Raw genomic sequence first — 22,027 nt, forward strand, 5'->3', positions numbered from 1 at the left:
CCTTTTTGCCCCTGGCGGGGCACCTGTCTTGCCAAAATCACCAGCGCGGCAAACCGGATGGCACTGTTGACGGCGATGATCAAGACCTTGATGGCAGCGCTGCTGGTGCTGGCGGCGTCTGCGCTGGCAGGCCACGCCGCGAGCTTTTCGATGAAGCGCGGCCTCAACCTCGACCAATGGACAACCTGGGTCGGGGAAGACAAATGGAACGATCCCAAGGCCATCCTGCCCTTTCCGGAGTGGCGCAAGTTCCTCAACGAGGACGACCTCAAGGCGCTGAAGGCCGCCGGCTTCGACTTCCTGCGCATGCCGGTCGACCCCTCGCCGTTCATGTCGGATCAGACGCTGGCGTTGCGCGACGACCTTTATGCCAGCGTGCGGGATTCGGCCCGCATGATCAACCGGGCCGGCCTGAAAGTGATCGTCGACATGCACCTGATCCCCGCCGGTGGCGGCCGCGAGATCGGCATGGGCCAGGTGATGGACGATCCCGCCATTTTCGACGCCTATGTCGAGGTCATCCGCAAAATGGCGCGCACGCTTGCCACCGAGGACCCGACGCAGGTCGCTTTCGAGCCGATGAACGAGCCGATCATCGACTGCGACAGCGATGGCACCAGCCTGTGGCCGGAGCGTCAGCAGAAGCTGTTCGCGGCCGCACGCGCCTCGGCCACCAGGCTGACGCTGATCCTGACCGGCGCCTGCTATTCCAACGCGGCCTCGCTGGTGAAGATCGACCCGAAGTCGATCCCCGACGACAACATCATCTGGACCTTCCACTCCTACGATCCGTTCCTGCTGACCCATCAGGGCGCGACCTGGGCCGGCGATTTCATTCCCTATGTCACCGGCCTGCCCTACCCGCTCACCGCGGTGCCGCGTGCCGAACTCGATGCAAAACTGGATGCGATCCGCGCCAAGATGAAGGCTGAGGCGCCGTGGACCAGGCGGAGCGGCCTGCTCGCCTATCTCGACGAGCAGGTGGCCAGCATGGACACGGATGAGAAGCTGCTCGGCGTCATGGATGCGCCGTTCGAAAAGGTCGATGCCTGGGCCAAGGCCAACAGCATCAAGCCGGAAAACATCACGCTGGGCGAGTTCGGCATGATCCGCCAGGAGTATGGCAACCCCTATGTGATGCCGCCGCAATACCGCGCCGCCTATGTCAAGGACATGGTCGCGCGCGCCGAGGCGCATGGCTTCTCATGGTCGGTGTGGAGTTTTGGTGGCGCCTTCGGCATCGTCGACGCTTTCAACGGCGAAAAGGCCGAGCCTGCCGTGATGGATGCGATCCGCTCGCTGCCTTAGGCCGAACCCAGATCGATCTGGACGATCTCGGGCCGCATGCCAAAGCGCACCGGAGCAATGCTGAAGCCCAGCCCGCCAGAGACAATCAGGTTGCGGTCATTCTCGATGACATGGCCATAGGCGAAACGGTTGCCGAAGCGGGACGGCACCACTGGCGAATAGCCAAACAGCCTGACCTGTCCGCCATGTGTGTGGCCCGACAGCGTCAGCGACACCCGCCCCGGCACTTTTGGGAAAATGTCGGGCTCGTGGGCAAGCAAGATGATTGGCGCCTGGTCGCTGACCTTGGCCAGCGTACCGTCGAGATCGTCCAGACCCTTGAAGTGACTGCGGCCCCAAGCCCGGCCAGGGTGCAACGCCAACTGATCGGCAAGACCGGCGAGCCAGAAGCCGTGCCCGTCCTTTTCCAGGCGCACAACATCGTTTTCCAGCACCGCAATACCGACGGCCTCCAGAGCCTTGTGTGAAATCGTCGGTCCGGCACCAACCCTTTGGGCGGTACGGTCTTCCCACCAGTCATGGTTGCCGAGGATCGACCAGACGCCGAGCGGCGCCTTGAGGCCGGAAAGTGCCGGCGCCCATTCCGACGCATCCACCCAGCCCGTCACCAGGCGTGTACCGGCCGGATAGTCGCCAAGCATGAGGATCACATCCGGATTGAGGGCATTCGCCTCGGCGGCGAGCGAAGCGATCCGCTCCGGCGTCATCCAGGGGCGGCAGGCATGGATGTCGGAAAGCACGGCGACCCGCAGTTGCAAACCCGCAGGCCAATGGGGCGGCGTCAGCTGATAGCGCTTCACATGCGTCAACAGCATCGGCTCGATGCCAACCGCATAGGCACTGAGCGAAGCCAGCGAGAGGAACGAACCCCCGACGATCAGGAACCCGCGTCTGGTGATCACTTTCATGGCTCCGGCGCTTGATCGGAGCGGTCCGCGCCGACATTACGACGCTCGATAAAATCCAGGAATGCGCCTTCACGCTGGCGGAGCTTAGGAGATTCCGAAGAACAAATCTCCGTTACTCTTCCTGGAACAGGTTGATCTGCTGCTGCGCCAGGTCCTTCGGCGCGTCGAGGCCGAGATGGCGCCAGGCATTGGCGGTCAGCACGCGGCCACGCGGTGTGCGCTGGATGAACCCCTGCTGGATCAAATAGGGCTCGATGATGTCCTCGATGGCGTCGCGCGGCTCCGACAGGCCGGCGGCGATGGTCTCGATGCCGACCGGGCCGCCGCCGAAATTGCGGGCGATCATCGAGAGGTAGCGGCGGTCGAGCGCGTCGAGGCCGAGCGCGTCGACCTCCAGCCGCGTCAGGGCTTCATCGGCAATCTGCCTGTCGACATGGCCGTCACCGGCAACGGAGGCGAAATCGCGCACCCGGCGCAGCAGCCGGCCGGCGATGCGCGGCGTGCCGCGGGCGCGGCGCGCGATCTCCAGCGCACCGTCGTCGCCGAGCGGCATTTGCAGGATGCGGGCGCCGCGGCGCACGATCTGCTCCAGTTCCTCAACCGAATAGAAATTGAGCCGCACCGGGATGCCGAAACGGTCGCGCAGCGGGTTGGTCAACAGACCGAGCCGCGTGGTGGCGGCGACCAGGGTGAAGCGGGCAAGGTCGATCTTGACCGAGCGCGCCGCCGGGCCCTCGCCGATGATCAGGTCGAGCTGGAAATCCTCCATCGCCGGATAGAGGATTTCCTCCACCGCCGGATTGAGCCGGTGGATCTCGTCGATGAACAGCACGTCGCGGTCTTCGAGATTGGTCAAGAGCGCGGCGAGATCGCCGGCCTTGGCGATGACCGGGCCCGAGGTCGAACGGAAATTGACGCCGAGCTCGCGCGCCATGATCTGCGCCAGCGTCGTCTTGCCAAGCCCCGGCGGACCGACGAACAGCACATGGTCGAGCGCCTCGCTGCGGCCCTTGGCGGCCTCGATGAAGACCTTGAGATTGGCCCGCACCGCCGCCTGGCCGACGAAATCGGCAAGCGTCTGCGGCCGCAAGGTCTGCTCGGCATCCTCACCGTGCTTTTCCGGGGTAATGAGGCGGGGGGAAAGACTCATGCCGCCTTCCTCGCACAGGGCAAAGGGCGGAACAAGCAACCGCTCACCGCGCCAGTTCCTTCAGCCCGAAACGAATGAGCTTCGAGGCATCCGCATCCTCGCCCGCCGTCTTCAGCGCCGCCGCCACCGCATTGGCTGCGGTGTCGCGCGAATAGCCGAGATTGACCAGCGCCGAGACGGCGTCGGTGATCGGTGCCGGCGCCACACCCTCGCCGAGCTCCTGCTTCAGGCCGATCGTGCCGGAGGCGGTTCCTGCATAGGCCGGCGCCTTGTTCTTCAATTCTGTGACGATGCGCTCGGCCACCTTCTTGCCAACCCCGGGCGCGCGGCTGACCATGGCGATGTCGCGCAGTGCGATCGCGTTGGCGAGGTCGGCCGGCGCCAATGTCGACAGGATCGCCAGCGCCACCTTGGCGCCGACGCCCTGCACATTGGTCATCAAGAGCCGGAACCATTCGCGCTCCAGCACCGACCGAAAGCCGTAGAGCCGGATCATGTCCTCGCGCACATAGGTCTCGATGAACAGCACCACCGCTTCGCCCGGCGAAGGCAGCGAGGCCAGAGTACGCGCTGAGCAATAGGCGACATAGCCGACGCCATGCACGTCAACGAGGCAGAAATCCTCGTCGATCTCGTCGAGTGTGCCCTTGAGCTTGCCTATCATGCTCAATAGCCTTTCATGATGCCAACGCCGCCATCCTGTAGGCGACGCTTTGCCGGTGATGCGCGTGGCAGATGGCAATGGCCAGTGCGTCGGCGGCATGTTCGGTGTCGAAAGTGGCTTTCGGCAACAGCACTTTCACCATCATGTGGATTTGCTTCTTGTCGCCATGGCCAACGCCGATCACAGCCTTTTTGACGGCATTGGGGGCATATTCGGCGACGACAAGGCCGGCGCGCGCCGGCACCAGCATGGCGATGCCGCGAGCCTGACCGAGCTTCAGCGTCGCCACCGCATCCTTGTTGACGAAGGTTTGCTCGACGGCCGCCTCCTGCGGCATGGCATCGTGCAGGATCTCGGCCAGCCCGTCATGCAACTGACAAAGCCGTGTCGCAAGCGCCGCCTTGTCGTCGGAGCGCACGGTCCCGGAGCCGACGAAGCGCAGCGAATTGCCGAGGCTTTCGACGACGCCCCAGCCGGTGCGCCTCAGCCCCGGGTCGATACCGATGATGCGAATCGCTTCCCCCATCCGCCAAGTTTACCTCCGGTGGACAGCGATGCCAGCGAAATGTGAACAAACCGGAAACAGGAACTGCAGGCTGTTTGAGAATTCGCTCTGACGAGACAGCTGGGGTGGTTTTCGAGAACAGGAGCGGAGCGTACTTAAGTACGTGAGCACCGGAAGCGCAGGAAACCGCTTCACATGTCCGTCGGAGTAGAATTATCAAGCAGTCTGTTAGCCCCGGGCGAAAGCCGTGTTCAGCAGCGTGATCTGGTCGGAAACCGGATTGACGCGGCGGACGGCGGACGGCGTCTCGGTAAACGCGCCGCCATAGATCTCCTCGTCCATGCGGCGGACCAGAGCCTGGAGGCGCAGCGAGCGTGTGACGAGATCGAGGAAATCCTTCGGCAGTTCGTTCCAGCCGACCGCCTCGTCATGCGCCGACGCGGTGTCGAGGCGAACCTTGGATTTTTCCGAAGCAACCTGGTCGCGGGTCATCTCGCCTGAGTTTGCCGCCCGCTGCAAAAGCAGCCAGGAGGCGACCTGCATCAGCCTTGTCGTCAGCCGCATCGATTCCGCCGCATAGAGCGTCGCTGCCAGCCTGGACAACTTTTTGGCCTCGGCCCGGCCCTTGCCGTCGAGATATTCGGCTGCTTGCTCAACCAGGCCCATGCCTTCCTGGTAAAGCGGTTTGAAGGATTGGGAGAAAACCCGGCGTTCCGCCAGCTTGATGGTTTTCGCACTGCCCTTCGAAGGCTCGTTCATCGATACGCCCCTGCACTACCCCGTCGGCTGATTCGGCTTCTTCGCCGTCACGCCGGCACCCTAGATGACTGAGGCTTGAAAATGCGCTTCGCTGCCGTTGAAGGCAAGCACATGTTTAACAAACGGTTAACGCCGGCGGATGGGCGCAAAGCGAGCCAAAATGCGGACAAAAAAAGAGCCGCGGATAAGGCGGCTCTCAGGAGTTTAACAGGGAGGCGTCAAACGAAGTGGCTCCAACCACTCGGTAAGAATCCAGATAACTGGATGCACATAGTAAACACCTGTAAAGCTTAATGAACCCTTAACGGCGCCGAGATTTTTTTACCAAGCACGCCTGCGCTGTGCCGTAACAGAACAGTCACAACGAGGCTTCGGCGGTGCCCAGAATGCCGCGCGGGTCTCGGCTTCGCCACATGATTGCCGAGTTCGAAACAAGCCGGCGTCCCACGCGACATCGTTCCGAAACACGCGCTACGCTAAACGCCGCTCCTCTGAAACGGCCGGCGCAAACCGCTCGGCCGCAGATCATCGGAACACCTGGGAGCAAACCATGGACTGGTACTCGATCGTCAAGTTTCTGCACGTCACCTCGGCAATCCTCTGGGTCGGGGGAGGCTTCGTGCTGTTCCTGCTTGGCGTGCTTGCCGAGCGCGCCGGCAACATCGAGGACAAGCTGCAGGCGATTCGCGCCAGCGGGCAACTGGGCGGCCGTTTCTTCGCGCCGATGTCCATGCTGACGCTGCTCTTCGGGCTCGTCATGTGCATTTTCTGGGTTGGTTTTTCCGACCTTTGGATCCTGATCGGCCTTGCCGGCTACGCCACGACCTTCTCGATCGGCATGCTCATCTTCAAGCCGATCGGGGAACGGATGGGCGCCATGCTCGCCAAGGACGGCGCGACGCCGGCCGCTCTTGCCGAGGGTCAGCGCATGATGAGCACCGCTCGCTTCGACTATGCAGTGATGCTGGTCGTGGTCGCGGACATGGTGCTCAAGCCGACCGAGCACGACATCGGCATTCTCGCCGGCATGGTTTTGGTTGTCATCGCGGGCGCCGCACTGGCCTTCGGCGGCAGTCGCCGCCTCGTGCCGAGCGCTGTCTAACACCGAGAATATGCAGGCGACCGTACGGTCGCCTCGCGCTGCCTTACAGCAGGCCGGCGATCCCGTCCCACAGCAGCTTGAGCGCGACCACGGCCACGGTCGCGTATGTGAAGGGATAAAAGATCTCCGGCCGCATGCGCCGTACCAGCCAGGCGCCGGCAATGGTGGCCAGTGGTGCCAGCGGCATCAGCACGGCGGACGCGGTCAGATTGGCGGTGTCGAACTGGCCGAGCGCGAAATAGGGGATCAGCTTCAGCGCGTTGGTGGCGGCAAAGAAGATCGCCGATGTCCCCGACAGCACCTTCGGGTCGAGCCGGATCGGCAGCGCATAGACCTGGAAGGGCGGACCGCCGACATGGGCGACGAAGCTGGTGAAGCCGGCGACGCTGCCCCAGAAGGCGGCGGCGATGCGGTTTGGCGCCGCCGCATGGTCGGAACCGTGGCGAAACTGCAGATAGAGCCAGCGCAGCACGAAGATGAGCGCGACAGCACCGACGATCAGCCGCACCATCTCTTCGGTGACGAGCGCTGCCGTCAGCCAGCCCAGCCCTATGCCGATCACTGCACCCGGCATCATGTCGACCAGCATCTTGCGGTCATACACGCCCCACCATGTCCACACCGAAACGATGTCCATCAGGCACAGGATCGGCAGCAGGATGGCGGCCGCCTGCACCGGCGGCATGGCCAGCGCCATCAAAGGCACGCCGACAAAGCCGACAGCGCCGCCGAAACCGCCTTTCGACAGACCGACAAGGATCACCGCCGGAATGGCGGCGGCATAAAACCACGGATCGGCGAGCAGACCTGACATGGGATGAACGAGGCTGGAGGGAACTCTAGCCTGCCATAGCCCAGAAACCTTTGCGCTGCGATCGAGAAATGCAGCCCGCGGCGATCAGCTGTGCGTCAGACGGCGGTTCCGGATTTGCGGCACGACTGCCGCCGAGGCATAAGCGGACCGTCCCCCACATGAGGTTTTCCAGAATGAGCGAAGTCCAGATCCGCCGCGCCGAGGAAACCGACCTCCCCGCCATCATCGCCATGCTTGCCGACGACCCGCTCGGTCGCAGCCGCGAAGACGTAAGCGAACCGCTGGCCAAAGCCTATTTCGATGCCTTTGCGGCGGTGAACGCCGATCCCAACCAGTTTCTGGCCGTCATGGCGGATGACGGCAAGGTGATCGGCACGTTGCAGATCACCTTCCTCGCCGGCCTGTCGCTGCAGGGCGCCTTGCGCGGCCAGATCGAGGCTGTCCGCGTCGCCGCCGACCGGCGCGGCGAAAGGCTGGGGCAGCGCCTGCTGGAATGGGCGGTCGAACAATGCCGCGAACGCGGCTGCAAAATTGTCCAGCTCACCACCAACAAGAGCCGCCACGACGCCCACCGCTTCTATGACCGACTCGGCTTCAAGGCCAGCCACATCGGCTATAAGCTGGAACTTTAGCTAAAACGAAGCTTACCCGAGTGGAGGCGGGCGGCGCCGGATCGGCTGCGCCTTGATGATGGCGGTGCTGGTTTCGGCCTTGTCGGCGATGCGGTCGAGAAGCTTGTCGAGCTCGCCCATCGAACGCACATAAAGCCGCGCCACGAAACAATCGTCGCCGGTGACCTTGTCGCACTCGCCGAACTCGGGGATCTCCTCGATCAGTTGCTGCACGATATGCAGCTTGCCCGGCAGCGGCCGCACGCGCACGATCGCCTGCAGCGGAAAACCCAGCGCCTCCGGGTCGATCTCGACGGTGAAGGCGCGGATGACGCCGCGCTCCTCGAGCCGCCGCAGCCGCTCGGAGACGCTCGGCGACGATAGCCCGACCTGCTGCGCCAGTTCCTTCAACGACGTCCGGGAATCCTTGACCAGTATGTCGAGAAGCTTTCTGTCCATCTCGTCTAGCATCTTCATTTCCTCGTAAAAGGCAGAGCATGCCTTATTAAATTAGGCCATATCCGCATATCACCTTTCACAATGCATATAAACCCTCAGGATTGCATGAGATTATCGTAGCTCAACGGATATTAGAGGTATTGTCATGGACAGCACGGTGCGCGGCACGATCGAAATGACGGCGGCGATGACGATCATCGGCACGATTGGCTGGTTCGTCGTCATGTCGGGTCAGCCCGTCATGGACGTGGTGTTCTGGCGCTGCGCCTTCGGTGCGGTGGCGCTGCTCATCACCTGTGCAGCACTTGGGCTACTGCGCGGCAGGCTGACATTGCGCATTCTTGCCATCGCCGCGCTCGGCGGCGCGGCGATCGTCATCAACTGGCTGTTGCTGTTCAGCGCCTTCTCCCGCGCCTCGATCTCGATCGCCACGGCAGTCTACAACACCCAGCCATTCATGCTGGTCGGTTTCGGCGCGCTGTTCTTCGGCGAGCGGCTGACCCTGACCAAGCTGACCTGGCTCGGCATCGCCTTCGCCGGCATGCTATTGATCGTGCAGACAGGGCCTGATGCAGGTTCCGGCCCAGAGTCCGGGAAACTCGGCACCGATTATGTCACCGGCATCGTCATGGCGCTTGGCGCGGCCTTCTTCTGGGCCGTCGCGGCCATCGTCGCCAAAAAGCTGAAGGGCACCCCACCGCATCTGATCGCGCTGATCCAGGTCTGCGTCGGCGTCGTCATGCTGGCGCCCTTTGCCAACCTCTCCCATTTGCCCGCCGACACGTGGAGCTGGGCCATGCTGGTCACGCTTGGCGTCGTCCACACCGGCCTGGTGTACATATTGATGTATGGCGCCATCCAGAAGCTGCCGACACACCTCCAGGCATCGCTGTCCTTCATCTATCCTGTCGTGGCGATCCTGGTCGATGTCATTGCGTTCGGCCACCGGCTGCATCCGGCCCAGCTCGTCGGCGCCGCCGCCATCCTGATCGCGGCAGCCGGCATGAACCTCGGCTGGACATTGTGGAAAGCCAAACCGCCGGTCGAAAGCCCGCAAGCCGTCAAATGAGCCGCAGACCGGCCGCTCGCCGGCGATCGTAAACCAAGCCATCGCATCGATCCTCGCCTGCCTGTTCAAGGCGGGCGCTTTGCTCTATGCCGCATTGCAACCATCTTCGCCCGGCATAGGCGAACTCCCGGATCGAAAGCCAATGAACGACGCAACACCCCCCAACCGCTGCCGCATCGTGCTGATCGCGCCCAAGGACGCGCCGGCCGAGCGCATTGCCGCGGCCTTCGAGGGCGGCGACGTCGCTTCGCTGATCCTGCCCGAAAACGGTATGGACGAGGCTGCCTTCCAGGCGTTTGCCGAACAGATCGTGCCTGTGGCGCAGGCGGCCGGTATCGCCGTCATCATCGCCGGCGACACCCGCATTGCCGGCCGCGTCCAGGCCGACGGCATTCATGTCGAGGTCTCCAAGGACGCACTCGCCGAGACCATCGAACACTTCCAGGGCAAGATGATGGTCGGCGCCGGCGGCGCCAAGACCCGCGACGACGCGCTGGAGCTCGGCGAAACCAGGCCCGATTACATCTTCTTCGGCCGCTTCGGCTACGACAACAAGCCGGAACCGCATCCGCGCAATCTGTCGCTCGGCCGCTGGTGGGCCGACATGATCCAGATCCCTTGCATCGTCATGGCCGGTTCGGAACTCGCCTCGGTCGAGTCGGTGGCGGATACCGGCGCCGAATTCGTGGCGCTGTCCAGCGCTGTCTTCGCCGACGGCGCCGATCCGAAGGCGGCGATTGCTGCCGCCAATGCGCTGCTCGACGAAACCGCGCCGCGCTTCGAGGACTGACGTGCGCCGACCCGGAGTTGCTATCGCGGTTTTCGTTGCGGCCTTGATGAGCGGGGCAGCGATGGCGGCGGAGCCCATTCCGCTGCCGCAGCCCAGGCCCGATGCCGCCGCACCCGACATCAGCGCGCCGGCCCCCGATGCGGGCGCCGCAAAGGCCGGTGCCCCCAAGGCCGATGCCATGAATTCCGGCGTTCATGTCGACAAGCCGATCGACACCCCGCTGCCGCAACCCGCGACGACCGCGCCGTTGCCCTCGGCCGACGCCATCAACCCCGAGCGTTTCGGCGCCAAGCCGGCGGACCCCGCCTACGGCGCGTTTCAGCGCGGCCTCTACAAGACGGCCTATAATCTGGCGCTGGTGCGGGCCCAGAATGGCGACCCGGCGGCGCAAACGCTGGTGGCCGAGATCCTGTCGCGCGGGTTGGGCGTGCCGCTCAACCCGGCGGAAGCCGCCAAATGGTATGCGCAGGCCGCCGAACAGGGGATTCCGGAATCGCAGTTCCAGTATGCGCTGATGCTGCTCGACGGCCGCTACGTCAAGAAGGACGAGAAGGGAGCCTACGCCCTGATGCAGGCCGCCGCCGAAGCCGGCAACCGCCTGGCGCAGTTCAACTTCGCGCAGCTGCTTGTGCAGCAGGATCCGGGCGATGCCGGCATCGCCAGGGCGGTGCCCTATTATGAGCGGGCCGCGGCGACCGGCCTTGCCGACGCCCAGTATGCGATGGCGCAGGTCTATGCCAATGGCGTCGGCGGCAAGCCGCACGACGATGCCCAGGCGCGCCGCCTGCTGGCGCAGGCCGCAAGACAGAACTACGACACCGCGCAGATCGATCTTGCCGCCTGGATGATCGAGGGCCGCGGCGGTGTTCGCGACCTAAAATCCGGCTTCAACTGGATGAAGCAGGCTGCCGAAGGCGGCAACGTCGCCGCCCAGAATCGGCTGGCAAAGCTCTATATGGGCGGCATCGGCACCGATCCCGACCTGATCCTGGCCGGGGCCTGGTACGTGGTCGCCCGCCGCGCCGGCCTTATCGATCCGGAGATGGACGATTTCCTGCAAGGGCTGACCGACGATCAGACCAAGCAGGCCTTGCAGAAGGCCAACCGCCTGCCCTGAGCGTCCCTTGCACCCCCCGCTCCCTTGCCTCTTCTGGTGATTTGTGGTCTTGGGAGCCCGAAATCGCTTGTCCAGCGACCATCTCATTCCCGGATCAACATCATCATGGCCAAGATCAATGGCAACGAAATCCGTCCCGGCTATGTCATCGAGCACGATGGCGGCCTCTGGGTGGCGGTCAAGACCAACACCGTCAAGCCCGGCAAGGGCGGCGCCTACAACCAGGTCGAACTGAAGAACCTGATCAACGGCACCAAGCTCAACGAACGCTTCCGTTCGGCTGAGACCGTCGAGCAGATCCGGCTCGACCTGAAGGATTTTTCCTTCCTCTACGCGCAGGACGACGCGCTGGTGTTCATGGACACCCAGAGCTACGAGCAACTCGAACTGGCGAAGGATTTCGTCGGCGATCGCGCCGCTTTCCTGCAGGACGGCATGATGGTGACGGTCCAGCTTTACGAGGACAGGCCGATCGGCATTTCGCTGCCCGACCAGGTGACGCTGACCATCACCGAAGCCGACCCGGTGGTGAAGGGCCAGACGGCGGCGTCTTCCTACAAGCCGGCGGTGCTGGAAAACGGCATTCGCGTGCTGGTGCCGCCCTTCATCGGCGCCGGCGAACGCATCGTCGTCGACACCAACGAGCTCACCTACATGCGCCGCGCAGACTGATCCTAAGGCGCAGCAGCAGGAAGAAAATACGATGGCACGCTCAGCACTTCTCAATGTCATGGTCCAGGCTGCCATGAAGGCCGGCCGCTCGCTGTCGCGCGACTTCGGCGAGGTGCAGAACCTGCAGGTGTCGATGAAGGGGCCGGGCGACTATGTCAGCCAGGCCGACCGCAAGGCTGAGGACATACTGTTTGCCGAACTGTCGAAGGCGCGGCCGGGCTATGCCTTCCTGATGGAAGAGCGCGGCGCGGTCGAAGGCGACGACGACCAGCACCGCTGGATCGTTGACCCGCTCGACGGCACCACCAATTTCCTGCATGGCATCCCGATCTTCTCCATCTCGATCGCGCTGGAGCGCCAAGGCCAGCTCGTCGCCGCCGTCATCTACAATCCGGCGATGGACGAGCTCTACACCGCCGAGCGCGGCGGCGGCGCTTTCATGAACGATCGCCGGCTGCGCGTTGCCGGCCGTATCAAGCTCACCGACACCGTGATCGGCTGCGGCATCCCGCATCTCGGCCGCGGCCAACACGGCAATTTCCTGGTCGAGCTGCGCAATGTGATGGCCGAGGTCTCGGGCGTGCGCCGTCTTGGTTCGGCGGCGCTCGATCTCGCTTATGTCGCCGCCGGCCGCATGGACGGCTTCTGGGAAACCGGCCTGTCGGCCTGGGACATCGCCGCCGGCCTGCTCCTGATCCGCGAAGCCGGCGGCTTCGTCTCCGATATGGATGGCGGCCAGGACATGCTGGATAACGGCTCGGTCGTTGCCGGCAACGAGGTCATTCAGCGTGCGCTGCTCAAGGCCGTGAAGAAGCCGATCTCGGCGCGCTGAAGCGCCGCAGTCGCAAAACCGCAACCAAAGCTTGAAATACTGCCCGGCGACCGCCCAGATAAAGGGAGGACGAAGGACCTTCGCGCATGCCGCCACTATCCCCGCCAGAAACGGCAATCGATATTCCCTTTGTCGGGCGCTGGCAGTATTCGCGTGCGGAGATGATCGCCGACGGCATCGTCCATGCGGTCGGTATCGTGCTGGCGATAGCCGCCGGCTCTGCCTTGCTGGCGCTGGCCGCGTTCCATGCCGGTCCGGGCGAATACGTCGCCGCTGTCTTCTTTGTGGTGTCGCTGCTGACCGTGCTGTCGGTTTCGCTCACCTACAATCTGTGGCCGGTGACATCGCCGGCAAAATGGATCTTGCGGCGCTTCGACCATGCAGCGATCTACCTCCTGATCGCCGCTACCTACACGCCCTTTCTGGCCCAGCTCGACGGCTCGCCGCTGGCGCTGCCGATGATTGTCCTTGTCTGGACCGCAGCTGTGACCGGTATCGCCATAAAGGTGTTTCTGCCCGGCCGCTTCGACCGCCTGGCCATAGTCTTCTATCTCGCCATCGGCTGGAGCGGCATCGTTCTGGTCAAGCCGCTGGTCGCGACATTGCCGACAACGTCGATCGCGCTGATCGTCGCCGGCGGCATCGTCTACTCCTGCGGCGTTATCTTCTTCGCGTGGAAGGGGCTGCGTTTCCACAACGCCGTCTGGCACGGCTTTGTCATCACCGGCGCCGGGCTGCATCTTGCCGCCATGGTCGACTGCCTGGTCATCAACCGCCTCTGAAAGGCGGAGCGGGGCCCGACCCCATCGGGCAATATTGCCAAGCGCCATTCAATTTGGTCACAATTCCGTTTAGAGTCGCGAATTACGTGATCGGCGGCACTGGAGCAATTCCGGGAAAGTGTGAGCGGTTTCCCGTTCGGAATTGCGTCAAGGCAAATAAAGAGCATCGGAAACGGGGCACGGATGGCTTTTCTCAGATCTTTCGGCGTGGGCAGGCGCTCTGATGTCCTGATGTACGATCCGCACAAGCTGTCGAGCCCACAGGTCTTCCTTCTGACCATGGTCATCTTCCTGGTCATCGTAGCCTTCATCGCCGCCATCCTCACCCGCCAGATCTCCAGCGCCTTCACCACCAATCCGGGCCTCAACGGCCTTATCATCGGTGTGCTGGCGGTCGGCATCCTGCTGGCCTTCGCCCAGGTCGGACGGCTGTTTCGCGAAGTGCGCTGGGTCAATTCCTTCCGCGCCGGCTCCGAAACCACCGAACCGGTGCTGCTGGCGCCGATGAAGGCGATGATCGGCCGTTCCTCGACGGTCGCCTTCTCGACCTCCTCGATGCGGACCATGCTGGATTCGATCGCCACCCGCCTCGACGAAAGCCGAGACACGTCGCGCTATCTCGTCGGGCTGCTGGTGTTCCTCGGCCTGCTCGGCACCTTCTGGGGCCTGCTCAACACCATCAGCTCGATCCGGGAAACCATCGAATCGCTCGATCCCGGCACCGGCGACGCCGCCGCCGTGCTCGATTCGCTGAAACAGGGCCTTTCGGCGCCATTGGCCGGCATGGGCACGGCCTTCTCGTCCTCGCTGTTCGGTCTCTCCGGTTCGCTGGTGCTCGGCTTCCTCGACCTGCAGGCCGGCCGCGCCCAGACCCGGTTCTACACCGAACTTGAAAACTGGCTGTCTTCCGTCACCGATCTCTCCTCCGACATCGTCGTTGCCGATCCGGTCAAGAACGAGCCTTCCGACGAGATCCGCCTTTTGTCGGAACGGCTGCGCAGCATGCAGGAAAACGGCGGCGGCTCCAATCCACGCGTCGCCACCGCCATGGCCAATCTGGCCGACGGCATTTCCGGCCTGGTCAAGAACATGCGCTCCGAGCAGCAGATAATGCGCGACTGGGTCGAGGCCCAGTCGGACGAGCAGAAGGCGATGCGCAACACGCTGGAAAAGATCGCCGACGCCCTGAAGAAGCCCGGGGTGCACTAGCATGGCGCTCGCCAGAGGCCGGCGCACCGACCGCCGCATCGACTATTGGCCGGGCTTCGTCGACGCGCTGTCGACGCTGTTGCTCGCCATCATGTTCCTGCTCACCGTCTTCGTGCTGGCGCAGTTCCTGCTCGGCCGCGAAATCTCCGGCAAGGACACCGTGCTTTCGCGCCTCAACTCGCAGATCAACGAACTGACGCAGTTGCTGGCGCTGGAGCGCTCGACGACGCAGGACAAGGATGATTCGCTGGCCAATCTGCAGGCCTCGCTGTCGGCGGCGGAAGCCGAGAAGAGCCGGCTGGAGCAATTGCTCGCGCAAGGCGCCGGCGCCGGCGACGCCGCCAACCAGCGTGCGGCTCAACTGGGCGGCGAACTCGACAATCAGCGCCAGATCAGCCAGCAGGCGCTGAGCCAGGTCGAGATCCTCAACCAGCAGATCGCGGCGTTGCGCAAGCAGATCGGCGCGCTCGAGGACGCCCTCAATGTGTCTGAAACGCGCGACCGCGATTCCAACACCAAGATCGCCGATCTCGGCCGTCGGCTGAACGTCGCGCTGGCGCAGCGCGTGCAGGAGCTGAACCGCTACCGCTCCGACTTTTTCGGCCGGTTGCGCGAAATCCTCGCCGACCGCGAGAACATCCGCATCGTCGGCGACCGCTTCGTCTTCCAGTCGGAAGTGCTGTTTCCGACCGGCTCGGAAGTGATCAACGATGCCGGCAAGGTCGAGATGAAGAAGCTCGCCGACGCCATCATCGAACTGCAAAAGGAAATTCCGCCGGAGATCAACTGGGTGCTGCGCGTCGACGGCCACACCGACAACAAGCCGCTGTCGGGCACCGGTCGCTATCGCGACAATTGGGAGTTGTCGACGGCGCGCTCGACCTCGGTGGTCAAGTTCCTGATCGAGAATGGCGTGCCAGCCAACCGGCTGGTCGCCGCCGGCTTCGGCGAATTCCAGCCGCTCGACCCCGCCGACACCGAAGACGCCCGCAACAAGAACCGCCGCATTGAACTGAAGCTCACCGAACGGTGATTGTTGGTCACGCGAATTTGTTCCCCGCCTCAACTCTAGGGCGCAAGCAAGGTCTGAAAACATTATCTTTTTTAATTACACTTCGGGTTTTTAGGCTCCTCGCGCGGGATCCGAGGGCGTCTTTTTACCAGCCGAGCAAGAGCGCGACGAGCGCAACCACCGCTGGCACGGTCTGGATATACAGGATCTTCCTGCTGGCGGTCGCCGCGCCATATAGCCCGGCGATGGCGACGCAAAGCAGGAAGAACACCTTGACCTGGAATCCGGCCGCGCCGAGATAGAGGCCCCAGATCAGCCCGGCCGCAAGGAAGCCGTTGTAAAGCCCCTGATTGGCGGCCAGCACTTTCGATGCGCTGGCGAAGTCCGGCTTGAGGTTGAACGCCTTGTGGCCACGCGGCGTGTCCCATGCCACCATCTCCAGATAGACGATGTAGCAGTGGATCAGCGCCACCAGCCCGACCAGTATGTTGGCGATCATGTCTTCTCCCCCAGGTGGCATCACGCCGTCGGGCCATATTGAGCACGCCCGCCACGGCGCGCAAGCTCGCGCCGTCTTGCGCCCATTAACCGACATTTGTGCAGGGTTGCCAATGCCGCCACATTGGTATCTTTTCCCGCCGTCCAAAACCGCGGAACCTGCCATGTCCTTTCAGAAACTCGATGATCTCGGCCACAAGCTCGAAGCGCTGGAACATGCGCTCGCCATCCTCGGCGCCGATGAGGCGACCCACATGGCTGTCGGCGGCGGTGAGAAGCGCGCCGAAGCCATGTCTTCGCTTGCCGGCATGCTGCATGCCCGGGCAACGGCGCCGGAAATCGCCGACTGGCTCGCCGCCGCCGAACAAGAGGTGCTGAACGAGGAGCAGCAGGCGGCGGTCCGGGAATTGCGCCGGCAATACACCAACCTGACCTGCCTGCCGGTCGAGTTCGTCGAGCGCCAGACGGTGGCGCGCATGCGCTCCGAGCAGCTCTGGCGTGACCTTCGCGCCAAGAACGACTGGGCAGGCTTCCTGCCGGCGCTCGAAGGTGTCATCGCGCTGGTGCGCGAGGAGGCTGCGCTGCGCGCCGAAGCGCTCGGCCTCGATCCCTACGACGCGCTGATGGAGCAATACGATCCCGGCAACCGCACCGCCGACATCACGCCGGTGTTCACGGAACTCAAGACATTCCTGAAGGGCTTCGTGCCGCAAGCGCTGGCCGTGCAGGAAGAACGGCTGGCCAAACGCCCGTTGAAGCCGCTTTCGGGCAGCTATGCGATCGACCGGCAGCGCGAGCTTGGCCTCGCCATGATGGCGGCGGTTGGCTTCGACCTCACCCATGGCTCGCTGTCGGTGTCGCATCATCCTTTCTGCGGCGGCGTGCCGAGCGACGTGCGCATCACCACCCGCTACAAGACCTCGGATTTCCTGTCGGCACTGATGGGCGTGCTGCACGAGACCGGCCACGCGCTCTACGAACAGAACCTGCCGAAGGCCTGGGCGCACTGGCCGCTGGGGAAGGCGCGCGGCATGGCGGTGCATGAAAGCCAGAGCCTGTTCGTCGAGAAGCAGATCGGCCGCAACCCCGAATTCTGGCGCTGGGCGCTGCCGGTGGTCGAAAAGCATCTCGGCGAAGCCTGGTCGCTCGACGACATCCTGCCCCATGTACACCGGGTCGAGCGCGGCCTGATCCGCGTTGACGCCGACGAGGTCACCTATCCGCTGCATGTCATCCTTCGCTACGAGCTGGAGCAGGAGCTTGTCTCGGGGCGGCTGCAGGCCGCCGACCTGCCCGAGGCGTGGGACGCCAAGATGCGGGAGTATCTTGGCCTGTCGACCATAGACAATCCGGCCGACGGGCCGATGCAGGACGTGCATTGGCCAGGTGCGGCCTTCGGCTATTTCCCGTCCTATACGCTGGGCGCCATGATGGCGGCGCAGCAATGGGCGGCGCTGACCAGCGAGCATCCTTCCGCCGACGACGACCTGGCAAAAGGAAATTTCGAGGCAATCAACGGCTGGCGTCGCGACAGGATCTGGTCGCAGGGCTCACACTGGTCGACGCCCGACCTGCTCGAACGCGCCACCGGCGAAAAACTGAATGCCGCGCATTTCACCCGTCACCTGCAGCAGCGATACGGGGCTTGAGCCATTTCGGCTGGCACGGCATCCAAAAACATAGGGCATGGTCTTTACTTCTGCCGGAAAGCCTTTGACAAAAGGGCTCTTTGGAGCGCTGGCGAAACTGGAATGTCGGTCTGTATTGATTTTCGTGTGGTCAAGTCTTGCTGGCGGCTCATTGCTTTCGCCCTGTTTCTGATCAGCTTGAGTTCTCCGGCCCTGTCCGACGAGGTCGTCCTTGTCGGACCAGCGCCGGCCTGGACGAGGCTGATCGATGTTCCCTCGGCTGACGCCACCCGATCCGACCAGATCAGGAACGGCATCTCGTGGCTGCTCTCGGACGACCAGATCGCTCGCCGCACCGGCGGCTACGACGAGTACTCCCGCACGGTCTACAAGATCGTCGACCGGCCCGGGCTCGAGCAAGGCGCCGGAATCGACCTGCAGTTCGATCCGTCGCGGCACAAAGTCACCTTGAACCATCTGCGCATCATCCGCGATGGCGCCGTGATCGACCGGCTGGCAAGCACGAAATTCGATATTTTCAGGCAGGAAAAGGACGCTGAGAAAGGCCTGTACGACGGCTGGCTGACGGCCCACGTCAACGTCGAAGATGTGCGTGTCGGTGACATTGTCGACTATGCGACGACCTACGAAATCACGCCGCTTGTCGGCAAGGATCTTTTCTTTTTCAGCTTTGCGACCGAGTGGGAAGAGCCGGTGGCGCTCATCCGCGCAAACATCACCTGGCCCGCCAGTCAGCCGCTTCAGATCAAGGCAAGAGGAACGGAATTCAAGCCGACAATCTCGTCGTCGGGATCGGACGCGGTCTATTTGTGGGAGATCCGCAATCCGAAGCCGGTCAAGGTCGAGGACAACCTGCCGGTGCAATATCCGGCCTGGGGGTCCGTCGACGTGGCCTCGACCGCAGACTGGCAAAGTGTCGTCGACGCCATTGCGCCCCACTACAGGCCGGTGACCGATTTTCCCGCCGACTTCGCAGCCAAGCTCGACGACATCGCCGTCAAGCATCCTGTGGCCGAAGACCGGATGATCCAGGCGACGCGGCTGGTGCAGGACCAGATCCGTTATGTCAGCCTGTCGATCGGTGCAGGATCCTACATTCCACGCGATCCGGCAACTGTCCTGCAAAGCGGGTTTGGCGATTGCAAGGACAAGGCACTGCTGCTTGCCTCGTCGCTTGTGCGACTTGGCATTTCTGCCGAAGTCGCCCTGGCCGATCTCGATCATGGGCGGGCTCTCGACCAGCACCTGCCGGCGCTGCGCGATTTCGACCATGCCATCGTCAAGGCGAAGATCGGAACCCAGACATACTGGCTGGATGCCACCAATGACCTTCAGGGCGGCAAGGCATACAATCTTGCGCAGGCCGATTTTGGGTTCGCGCTGCCGCTTTCCAGCACCGGCGGATTGGAGAAGATGCCAACCCCGGAGCTGACCAACCCGTCGATCCAGGTCGCCGAAGAATTCGACTTTCCCGAGAAGCCGGGCGATCCGTTGTCGCTGACGGTCTTTTCCATGTACGAAGGCGCCGACGCCGACTCGATGCGCAACAGGCTGGCTGGCCAGTCGCTGACCGAGCTGTCGGACAACTACCTGAAATATTACAGCAAGCAGTATCCGGGCATTCAAAGCACCGCAAAGCTGGAAATCCTAGATCGACGCGACGGCAACGTCGTCAGCGTTAAAGAAAGCTATTCATTGCCGGCGCAGGCGCTGGCGGCCAACGACCTTGCCAAGAATTTTCCTATCCAGGCGGCGGATCTCGGCAACTATCTCCCGGCCCCGACCATCGTCGGCCGTCGCGGCCCGATATCGCTCGGCACTCCGTATTACCGTCGCCACAGCGTGACGGCGCGCAACCTCAAAGCGAGGTTTTCCGGCGAGGAAATAAAGAACATCGTGACACCCTATGTGTCGCTGAAGACGTCCTGGAGCAACACGGCAACCGAATTCCGGGTGGAATGGAATCTGCAAACGCTGGCAAGGGAAGTTCCTGCCACGGCGATTGCGGATTATCTGAAATCCGTCGAGGACATCTCAAAGGACGTTCAGTGGCAGTATGACTTTACCTACATCGATCCGCCGCCCGCCGAAGTGAAGGTCAGCGATCCGGACACGCAACAGCGACAGGTCATCGCCAGCATGTTCCTGTTGACCTTGTTCGTCGGCGTCCCGGTATTCATCGCTATCCGGCGTGGCCGGCGCCAGCCTGCCCGCGGCTGAACTCTATCTGCGCAGCAGCACCTACTCCGCGGCGCCCCTGAATGCGCTGGCTCCGGTTTCGAACTGCAGCTTGGCCAGCCGCGCGTAGATACCGCCTTTTGCAACCAGGCTCTGATGCGTGCCTTCCTCGACGATGCGGCCACCATCCATGACCAGGATACGGTCGGCCTTCAGCACCGTTGCCAGACGGTGGGCGATGACGATGGTGGTGCGGCCCTGCATCAACCGTTCCAGCGCCGTCTGCACCAGTGTTTCGCTTTCGGCATCGAGCGCCGAGGTCGCCTCGTCGAGCAACAGGATCGGCGCATCGCGCAGGATGGCGCGGGCGATCGCCACGCGCTGGCGCTGGCCGCCGGACAAGGTCACGCCGCGCTCGCCGACTTGGGCATCATAGCCCTTGTCGAGTTTGAGGATGAATTCGTCGGCCAGCGCGTCCCTGGCGGCCGTCTCGATCTCGGCATTCGTGGCGCCCGGCCGGCCAAAGCCGATATTGTCGCGCGCACTCGCCGCAAAAATGGTGACATCCTGCGGCACGATGGCGATGCGCTCCCGGACATCGGCCGGATCGGCCTCGCGCACGTCGACGCCGTCGATGGCGATGCGGCCAGTCTCGGGATCGTAGAAGCGCAGGATCAGCGAAAAGACCGTGCTTTTCCCCGCGCCCGAGGGCCCGACCGCGCCGGATAGGAGAAGGAGACATCGTCGAAGCTGATCGCGCCCTTCGCCTTGGCCGGCAGCTGCAGCGGCCTCGCAGGCGCCAGGATCGCCGGCGTCTCGTCGAGGATCTCGGTCAGCCGTTCGGCCGCACCCGCCGCCTGGGAGAGCTCGCCCCACACTTCCGACAGCGCGCCGAGCGCGCCGGCGGCAAACACCGAATAGAGCAGGAACTGGCCGAGCGTGCCGGGCGACATGGTGCCGGCAAGCACGTCGCGCGAACCGAACCACAGCACCGCCACGACCGAGGAAAAGATCGTGAAGATGGCAAAGAAGGTGAGGAAAGAGCGGGCGAAAATCGACGAGCGCGCTGCCTGGAACGCGGCTTCCACCGCGGCCGAGAACCGCCCGGTGACCAGCGCCTCGTTGGTGAAGGCCTGCAGCGTGCGCACGGCGCCGATCTGCTCGCTGGCATAGGCGGTCGCTTGCGCCAACGTGTCCTGGGCCTGCCGTGACCGGCGCCGGACCGAGCGACCGAAGGCGACCAACGGCAGCACGATCACCGGAATGGCCGCGATGACCAGGCCGGAGAGTTTCGGGCTGGTGACGACCATCATCGCCACAGCGCCGAGGCCGAGAATGACGTTGCGCAGCGCCACCGAGGCGGTGGCGCCGACGGCGGATTTCACCTGCGTCGTATCGGCGGCGAGCCGCGAGACGATCTCGCCCGACTGGGCAGTGTCGAAAAAGGACGGCGACAGCGTCGTGACATGCGAAAACACATCGCTGCGGATGTCGGCGACGACCCGCTCGCCGAGCGTAATGACGAAATAGTAGCGGCCGGCCGATGCCGCCGCCAAAACGGCTGCCATCGCCACCAAAGCAGCGAAATACTCGGCGATGAAGGTGGTGCTGGACGCGCTGAAACCGAGGTCGATCATGCGCCGCACGGCGAGCGGCAGCGCCAGCGTCGTCGCCGCCGCGACGGCCAGCGAGATGACGGCGCCGATGACCAGTTTGCGGTAGCGGGCGATGTAGGGAGAGAGGCGCCTGAGCGGTCCGAGCGAGCGTCTGCGCCCGTCTTGCTCGCCGCCGATGTCCGCCATGACCGTTTCCTCTGGCCGTTCCGGTCAAGCGCCTTCAATATGCGCCTGCCACGGCCTTGTGATTCAATTCCGGCTGATGTATAGGCTCGCCGACCGTTTTAGAAGCCGTGGCTTTTCAATAGCTGCGGCTTCGAGTT

General features: G+C 63.6%; 21 protein-coding genes and 1 pseudogene. 13 read left to right on the forward strand and 9 right to left on the reverse strand.

The genetic code is table 11. From position 1 onward, the window contains the following. The first annotated feature begins 57 nt into the window (after positions 1-57). Positions 58-1,308, forward strand: coding sequence for a cellulase family glycosylhydrolase (locus FJV77_RS28050; protein WP_142869708.1), 1,251 nt, complete (start codon positions 58-60; stop codon positions 1,306-1,308). Here FJV77_RS28050 and FJV77_RS28055 read toward each other — a convergent pair. From FJV77_RS28055 to FJV77_RS28075, 5 genes are all read right to left on the reverse strand, one after another. Next, a complete protein-coding gene (locus tag FJV77_RS28055; protein ID WP_142869709.1) occupies positions 1,305-2,210 on the reverse strand; it encodes a metallophosphoesterase in 906 nt (301 codons plus the stop codon). The genes FJV77_RS28050 and FJV77_RS28055 overlap by 4 nt on opposite strands. 118 nt (positions 2,211-2,328) lie before the next feature. Then, positions 2,329-3,366, reverse strand: a complete 1,038-nt coding sequence (ruvB, locus tag FJV77_RS28060) for a Holliday junction branch migration DNA helicase RuvB (protein WP_142869710.1) — start codon at positions 3,364-3,366, stop codon at positions 2,329-2,331. A 43-nt stretch (positions 3,367-3,409) separates the two neighbouring features. After that, positions 3,410-4,030 carry a Holliday junction branch migration protein RuvA gene (gene ruvA, locus FJV77_RS28065; RefSeq protein ID WP_142869711.1) on the reverse strand — a complete coding sequence of 207 codons (621 nt, stop codon included), beginning with the start codon at positions 4,028-4,030 and terminating at the stop codon, positions 3,410-3,412. A gap of 13 nt (positions 4,031-4,043) precedes the next feature. Continuing rightward, on the reverse strand, positions 4,044-4,556 hold the full coding sequence (gene ruvC / locus FJV77_RS28070) for a crossover junction endodeoxyribonuclease RuvC (protein WP_142869712.1): 513 nt from the start codon (positions 4,554-4,556) through the stop codon (positions 4,044-4,046). A 207-nt stretch (positions 4,557-4,763) separates the two neighbouring features. Then, positions 4,764-5,294, reverse strand: a complete 531-nt coding sequence (locus FJV77_RS28075) for a DUF1465 family protein (protein WP_142869713.1) — start codon at positions 5,292-5,294, stop codon at positions 4,764-4,766. A 550-nt stretch (positions 5,295-5,844) separates the two neighbouring features. On the opposite strand from FJV77_RS28075, the gene FJV77_RS28080 reads away from it, so the two are divergent. Continuing rightward, positions 5,845-6,396: a DUF2269 family protein gene (locus tag FJV77_RS28080; RefSeq protein WP_142869714.1), complete on the forward strand. Its 552-nt coding sequence runs from the start codon at positions 5,845-5,847 to the stop codon at positions 6,394-6,396. A gap of 43 nt (positions 6,397-6,439) precedes the next feature. On the opposite strand, the gene FJV77_RS28085 is transcribed toward FJV77_RS28080, so the two are convergent. Beyond that, complete coding sequence (locus tag FJV77_RS28085; RefSeq protein ID WP_142869715.1) at positions 6,440-7,210, reverse strand: sulfite exporter TauE/SafE family protein; 771 nt, start codon at positions 7,208-7,210, stop codon at positions 6,440-6,442. Between the two features lie 173 nt (positions 7,211-7,383). Here FJV77_RS28085 and FJV77_RS28090 point away from each other — a divergent pair, with 173 nt between their 5' ends. Then, the gene (locus FJV77_RS28090; protein ID WP_142869716.1) at positions 7,384-7,842 is read left to right on the forward strand and encodes a GNAT family N-acetyltransferase; all 459 of its coding nucleotides are present in this window, start codon (positions 7,384-7,386) and stop codon (positions 7,840-7,842) included. A 12-nt stretch (positions 7,843-7,854) separates the two neighbouring features. Here FJV77_RS28090 and FJV77_RS28095 read toward each other — a convergent pair whose 3' ends face one another. Beyond that, a complete protein-coding gene (locus FJV77_RS28095) occupies positions 7,855-8,292 on the reverse strand; it encodes an Lrp/AsnC family transcriptional regulator (protein WP_142869717.1) in 438 nt (145 codons plus the stop codon). Positions 8,293-8,425: 133 nt separating this feature from the next. Between FJV77_RS28095 and FJV77_RS28100 the strand changes: the two genes are divergently transcribed. From FJV77_RS28100 to FJV77_RS28135, 8 genes are all read left to right on the forward strand, one after another. Then, positions 8,426-9,349, forward strand: coding sequence for a DMT family transporter (locus FJV77_RS28100; RefSeq protein ID WP_142869718.1), 924 nt, complete (start codon positions 8,426-8,428; stop codon positions 9,347-9,349). A 142-nt stretch (positions 9,350-9,491) separates the two neighbouring features. Beyond that, positions 9,492-10,139: a thiamine phosphate synthase gene (locus FJV77_RS28105; RefSeq protein WP_142869719.1), complete on the forward strand. Its 648-nt coding sequence runs from the start codon at positions 9,492-9,494 to the stop codon at positions 10,137-10,139. 46 nt (positions 10,140-10,185) lie between these two features. Further along, complete coding sequence (locus FJV77_RS28110) at positions 10,186-11,256, forward strand: tetratricopeptide repeat protein (protein ID WP_185970449.1); 1,071 nt, start codon at positions 10,186-10,188, stop codon at positions 11,254-11,256. A gap of 105 nt (positions 11,257-11,361) precedes the next feature. After that, positions 11,362-11,928, forward strand: coding sequence for an elongation factor P (efp, locus tag FJV77_RS28115; RefSeq protein WP_112559678.1), 567 nt, complete (start codon positions 11,362-11,364; stop codon positions 11,926-11,928). Between the two features lie 31 nt (positions 11,929-11,959). Beyond that, positions 11,960-12,760, forward strand: coding sequence for an inositol monophosphatase family protein (locus tag FJV77_RS28120; protein ID WP_142869720.1), 801 nt, complete (start codon positions 11,960-11,962; stop codon positions 12,758-12,760). A gap of 86 nt (positions 12,761-12,846) precedes the next feature. Next, positions 12,847-13,542, forward strand: coding sequence for a hemolysin III family protein (locus tag FJV77_RS28125; protein ID WP_142869721.1), 696 nt, complete (start codon positions 12,847-12,849; stop codon positions 13,540-13,542). Positions 13,543-13,725: 183 nt separating this feature from the next. Further along, positions 13,726-14,751 (forward strand): MotA/TolQ/ExbB proton channel family protein, encoded by a 1,026-nt coding sequence (locus FJV77_RS28130; protein ID WP_142869722.1) that lies wholly within the window; start codon positions 13,726-13,728, stop codon positions 14,749-14,751. Between the two features lies 1 nt (position 14,752). Next, positions 14,753-15,784, forward strand: a complete 1,032-nt coding sequence (locus FJV77_RS28135; protein ID WP_142869723.1) for a peptidoglycan -binding protein — start codon at positions 14,753-14,755, stop codon at positions 15,782-15,784. Positions 15,785-15,908: 124 nt separating this feature from the next. Here the strand turns inward: FJV77_RS28135 and FJV77_RS28140 are convergent, their stop codons facing one another. Next, positions 15,909-16,262: a DUF1304 domain-containing protein gene (locus tag FJV77_RS28140; RefSeq protein WP_142869724.1), complete on the reverse strand. Its 354-nt coding sequence runs from the start codon at positions 16,260-16,262 to the stop codon at positions 15,909-15,911. Between the two features lie 163 nt (positions 16,263-16,425). Here FJV77_RS28140 and FJV77_RS28145 point away from each other — a divergent pair, with 163 nt between their 5' ends. Further along, positions 16,426-17,910 (forward strand): carboxypeptidase M32, encoded by a 1,485-nt coding sequence (locus FJV77_RS28145; RefSeq protein ID WP_142869725.1) that lies wholly within the window; start codon positions 16,426-16,428, stop codon positions 17,908-17,910. A gap of 102 nt (positions 17,911-18,012) precedes the next feature. Further along, on the forward strand, positions 18,013-20,130 hold the full coding sequence (locus FJV77_RS28150; protein ID WP_142869726.1) for a DUF3857 domain-containing transglutaminase family protein: 2,118 nt from the start codon (positions 18,013-18,015) through the stop codon (positions 20,128-20,130). Between the two features lie 21 nt (positions 20,131-20,151). Here the strand turns inward: FJV77_RS28150 and FJV77_RS28155 are convergent. Next, a pseudogene (locus tag FJV77_RS28155) lies at positions 20,152-21,890 on the reverse strand (ABC transporter transmembrane domain-containing protein). Between the last annotated feature and the right edge of the window lie 137 nt (positions 21,891-22,027).

The organism is Mesorhizobium sp. WSM4306 (genome assembly GCF_007003975.1).
Lineage (GTDB): Bacteria > Pseudomonadota > Alphaproteobacteria > Rhizobiales > Rhizobiaceae > Mesorhizobium.

Excerpts from the sequence above, each read along its gene's own strand:
- ruvA (WP_142869711.1), bottom strand. The coding sequence starts at position 4,030 with ATGATAGGCAAGCTCAAGGGCACACTCGACGAGATCGACGAGGATTTC.
- FJV77_RS28145 (WP_142869725.1), top strand. The coding sequence starts at position 16,426 with ATGTCCTTTCAGAAACTCGATGATCTCGGCCACAAGCTCGAAGCGCTG.
- FJV77_RS28100 (WP_142869718.1), top strand. The coding sequence starts at position 8,426 with ATGGACAGCACGGTGCGCGGCACGATCGAAATGACGGCGGCGATGACG.
- FJV77_RS28050 (WP_142869708.1), top strand. The coding sequence starts at position 58 with ATGGCACTGTTGACGGCGATGATCAAGACCTTGATGGCAGCGCTGCTG.
- FJV77_RS28110 (WP_185970449.1), top strand. The coding sequence starts at position 10,186 with ATGAGCGGGGCAGCGATGGCGGCGGAGCCCATTCCGCTGCCGCAGCCC.
- ruvB (WP_142869710.1), bottom strand. The coding sequence starts at position 3,366 with ATGAGTCTTTCCCCCCGCCTCATTACCCCGGAAAAGCACGGTGAGGAT.
- FJV77_RS28075 (WP_142869713.1), bottom strand. The coding sequence starts at position 5,294 with ATGAACGAGCCTTCGAAGGGCAGTGCGAAAACCATCAAGCTGGCGGAA.
- FJV77_RS28095 (WP_142869717.1), bottom strand. The coding sequence starts at position 8,292 with ATGCTAGACGAGATGGACAGAAAGCTTCTCGACATACTGGTCAAGGAT.
- ruvC (WP_142869712.1), bottom strand. The coding sequence starts at position 4,556 with ATGGGGGAAGCGATTCGCATCATCGGTATCGACCCGGGGCTGAGGCGC.
- efp (WP_112559678.1), top strand. The coding sequence starts at position 11,362 with ATGGCCAAGATCAATGGCAACGAAATCCGTCCCGGCTATGTCATCGAG.
- FJV77_RS28130 (WP_142869722.1), top strand. The coding sequence starts at position 13,726 with ATGGCTTTTCTCAGATCTTTCGGCGTGGGCAGGCGCTCTGATGTCCTG.
- FJV77_RS28120 (WP_142869720.1), top strand. The coding sequence starts at position 11,960 with ATGGCACGCTCAGCACTTCTCAATGTCATGGTCCAGGCTGCCATGAAG.
- FJV77_RS28105 (WP_142869719.1), top strand. The coding sequence starts at position 9,492 with ATGAACGACGCAACACCCCCCAACCGCTGCCGCATCGTGCTGATCGCG.
- FJV77_RS28135 (WP_142869723.1), top strand. The coding sequence starts at position 14,753 with ATGGCGCTCGCCAGAGGCCGGCGCACCGACCGCCGCATCGACTATTGG.
- FJV77_RS28090 (WP_142869716.1), top strand. The coding sequence starts at position 7,384 with ATGAGCGAAGTCCAGATCCGCCGCGCCGAGGAAACCGACCTCCCCGCC.
- FJV77_RS28140 (WP_142869724.1), bottom strand. The coding sequence starts at position 16,262 with ATGATCGCCAACATACTGGTCGGGCTGGTGGCGCTGATCCACTGCTAC.
- FJV77_RS28080 (WP_142869714.1), top strand. The coding sequence starts at position 5,845 with ATGGACTGGTACTCGATCGTCAAGTTTCTGCACGTCACCTCGGCAATC.
- FJV77_RS28150 (WP_142869726.1), top strand. The coding sequence starts at position 18,013 with ATGTCGGTCTGTATTGATTTTCGTGTGGTCAAGTCTTGCTGGCGGCTC.
- FJV77_RS28085 (WP_142869715.1), bottom strand. The coding sequence starts at position 7,210 with ATGTCAGGTCTGCTCGCCGATCCGTGGTTTTATGCCGCCGCCATTCCG.
- FJV77_RS28125 (WP_142869721.1), top strand. The coding sequence starts at position 12,847 with ATGCCGCCACTATCCCCGCCAGAAACGGCAATCGATATTCCCTTTGTC.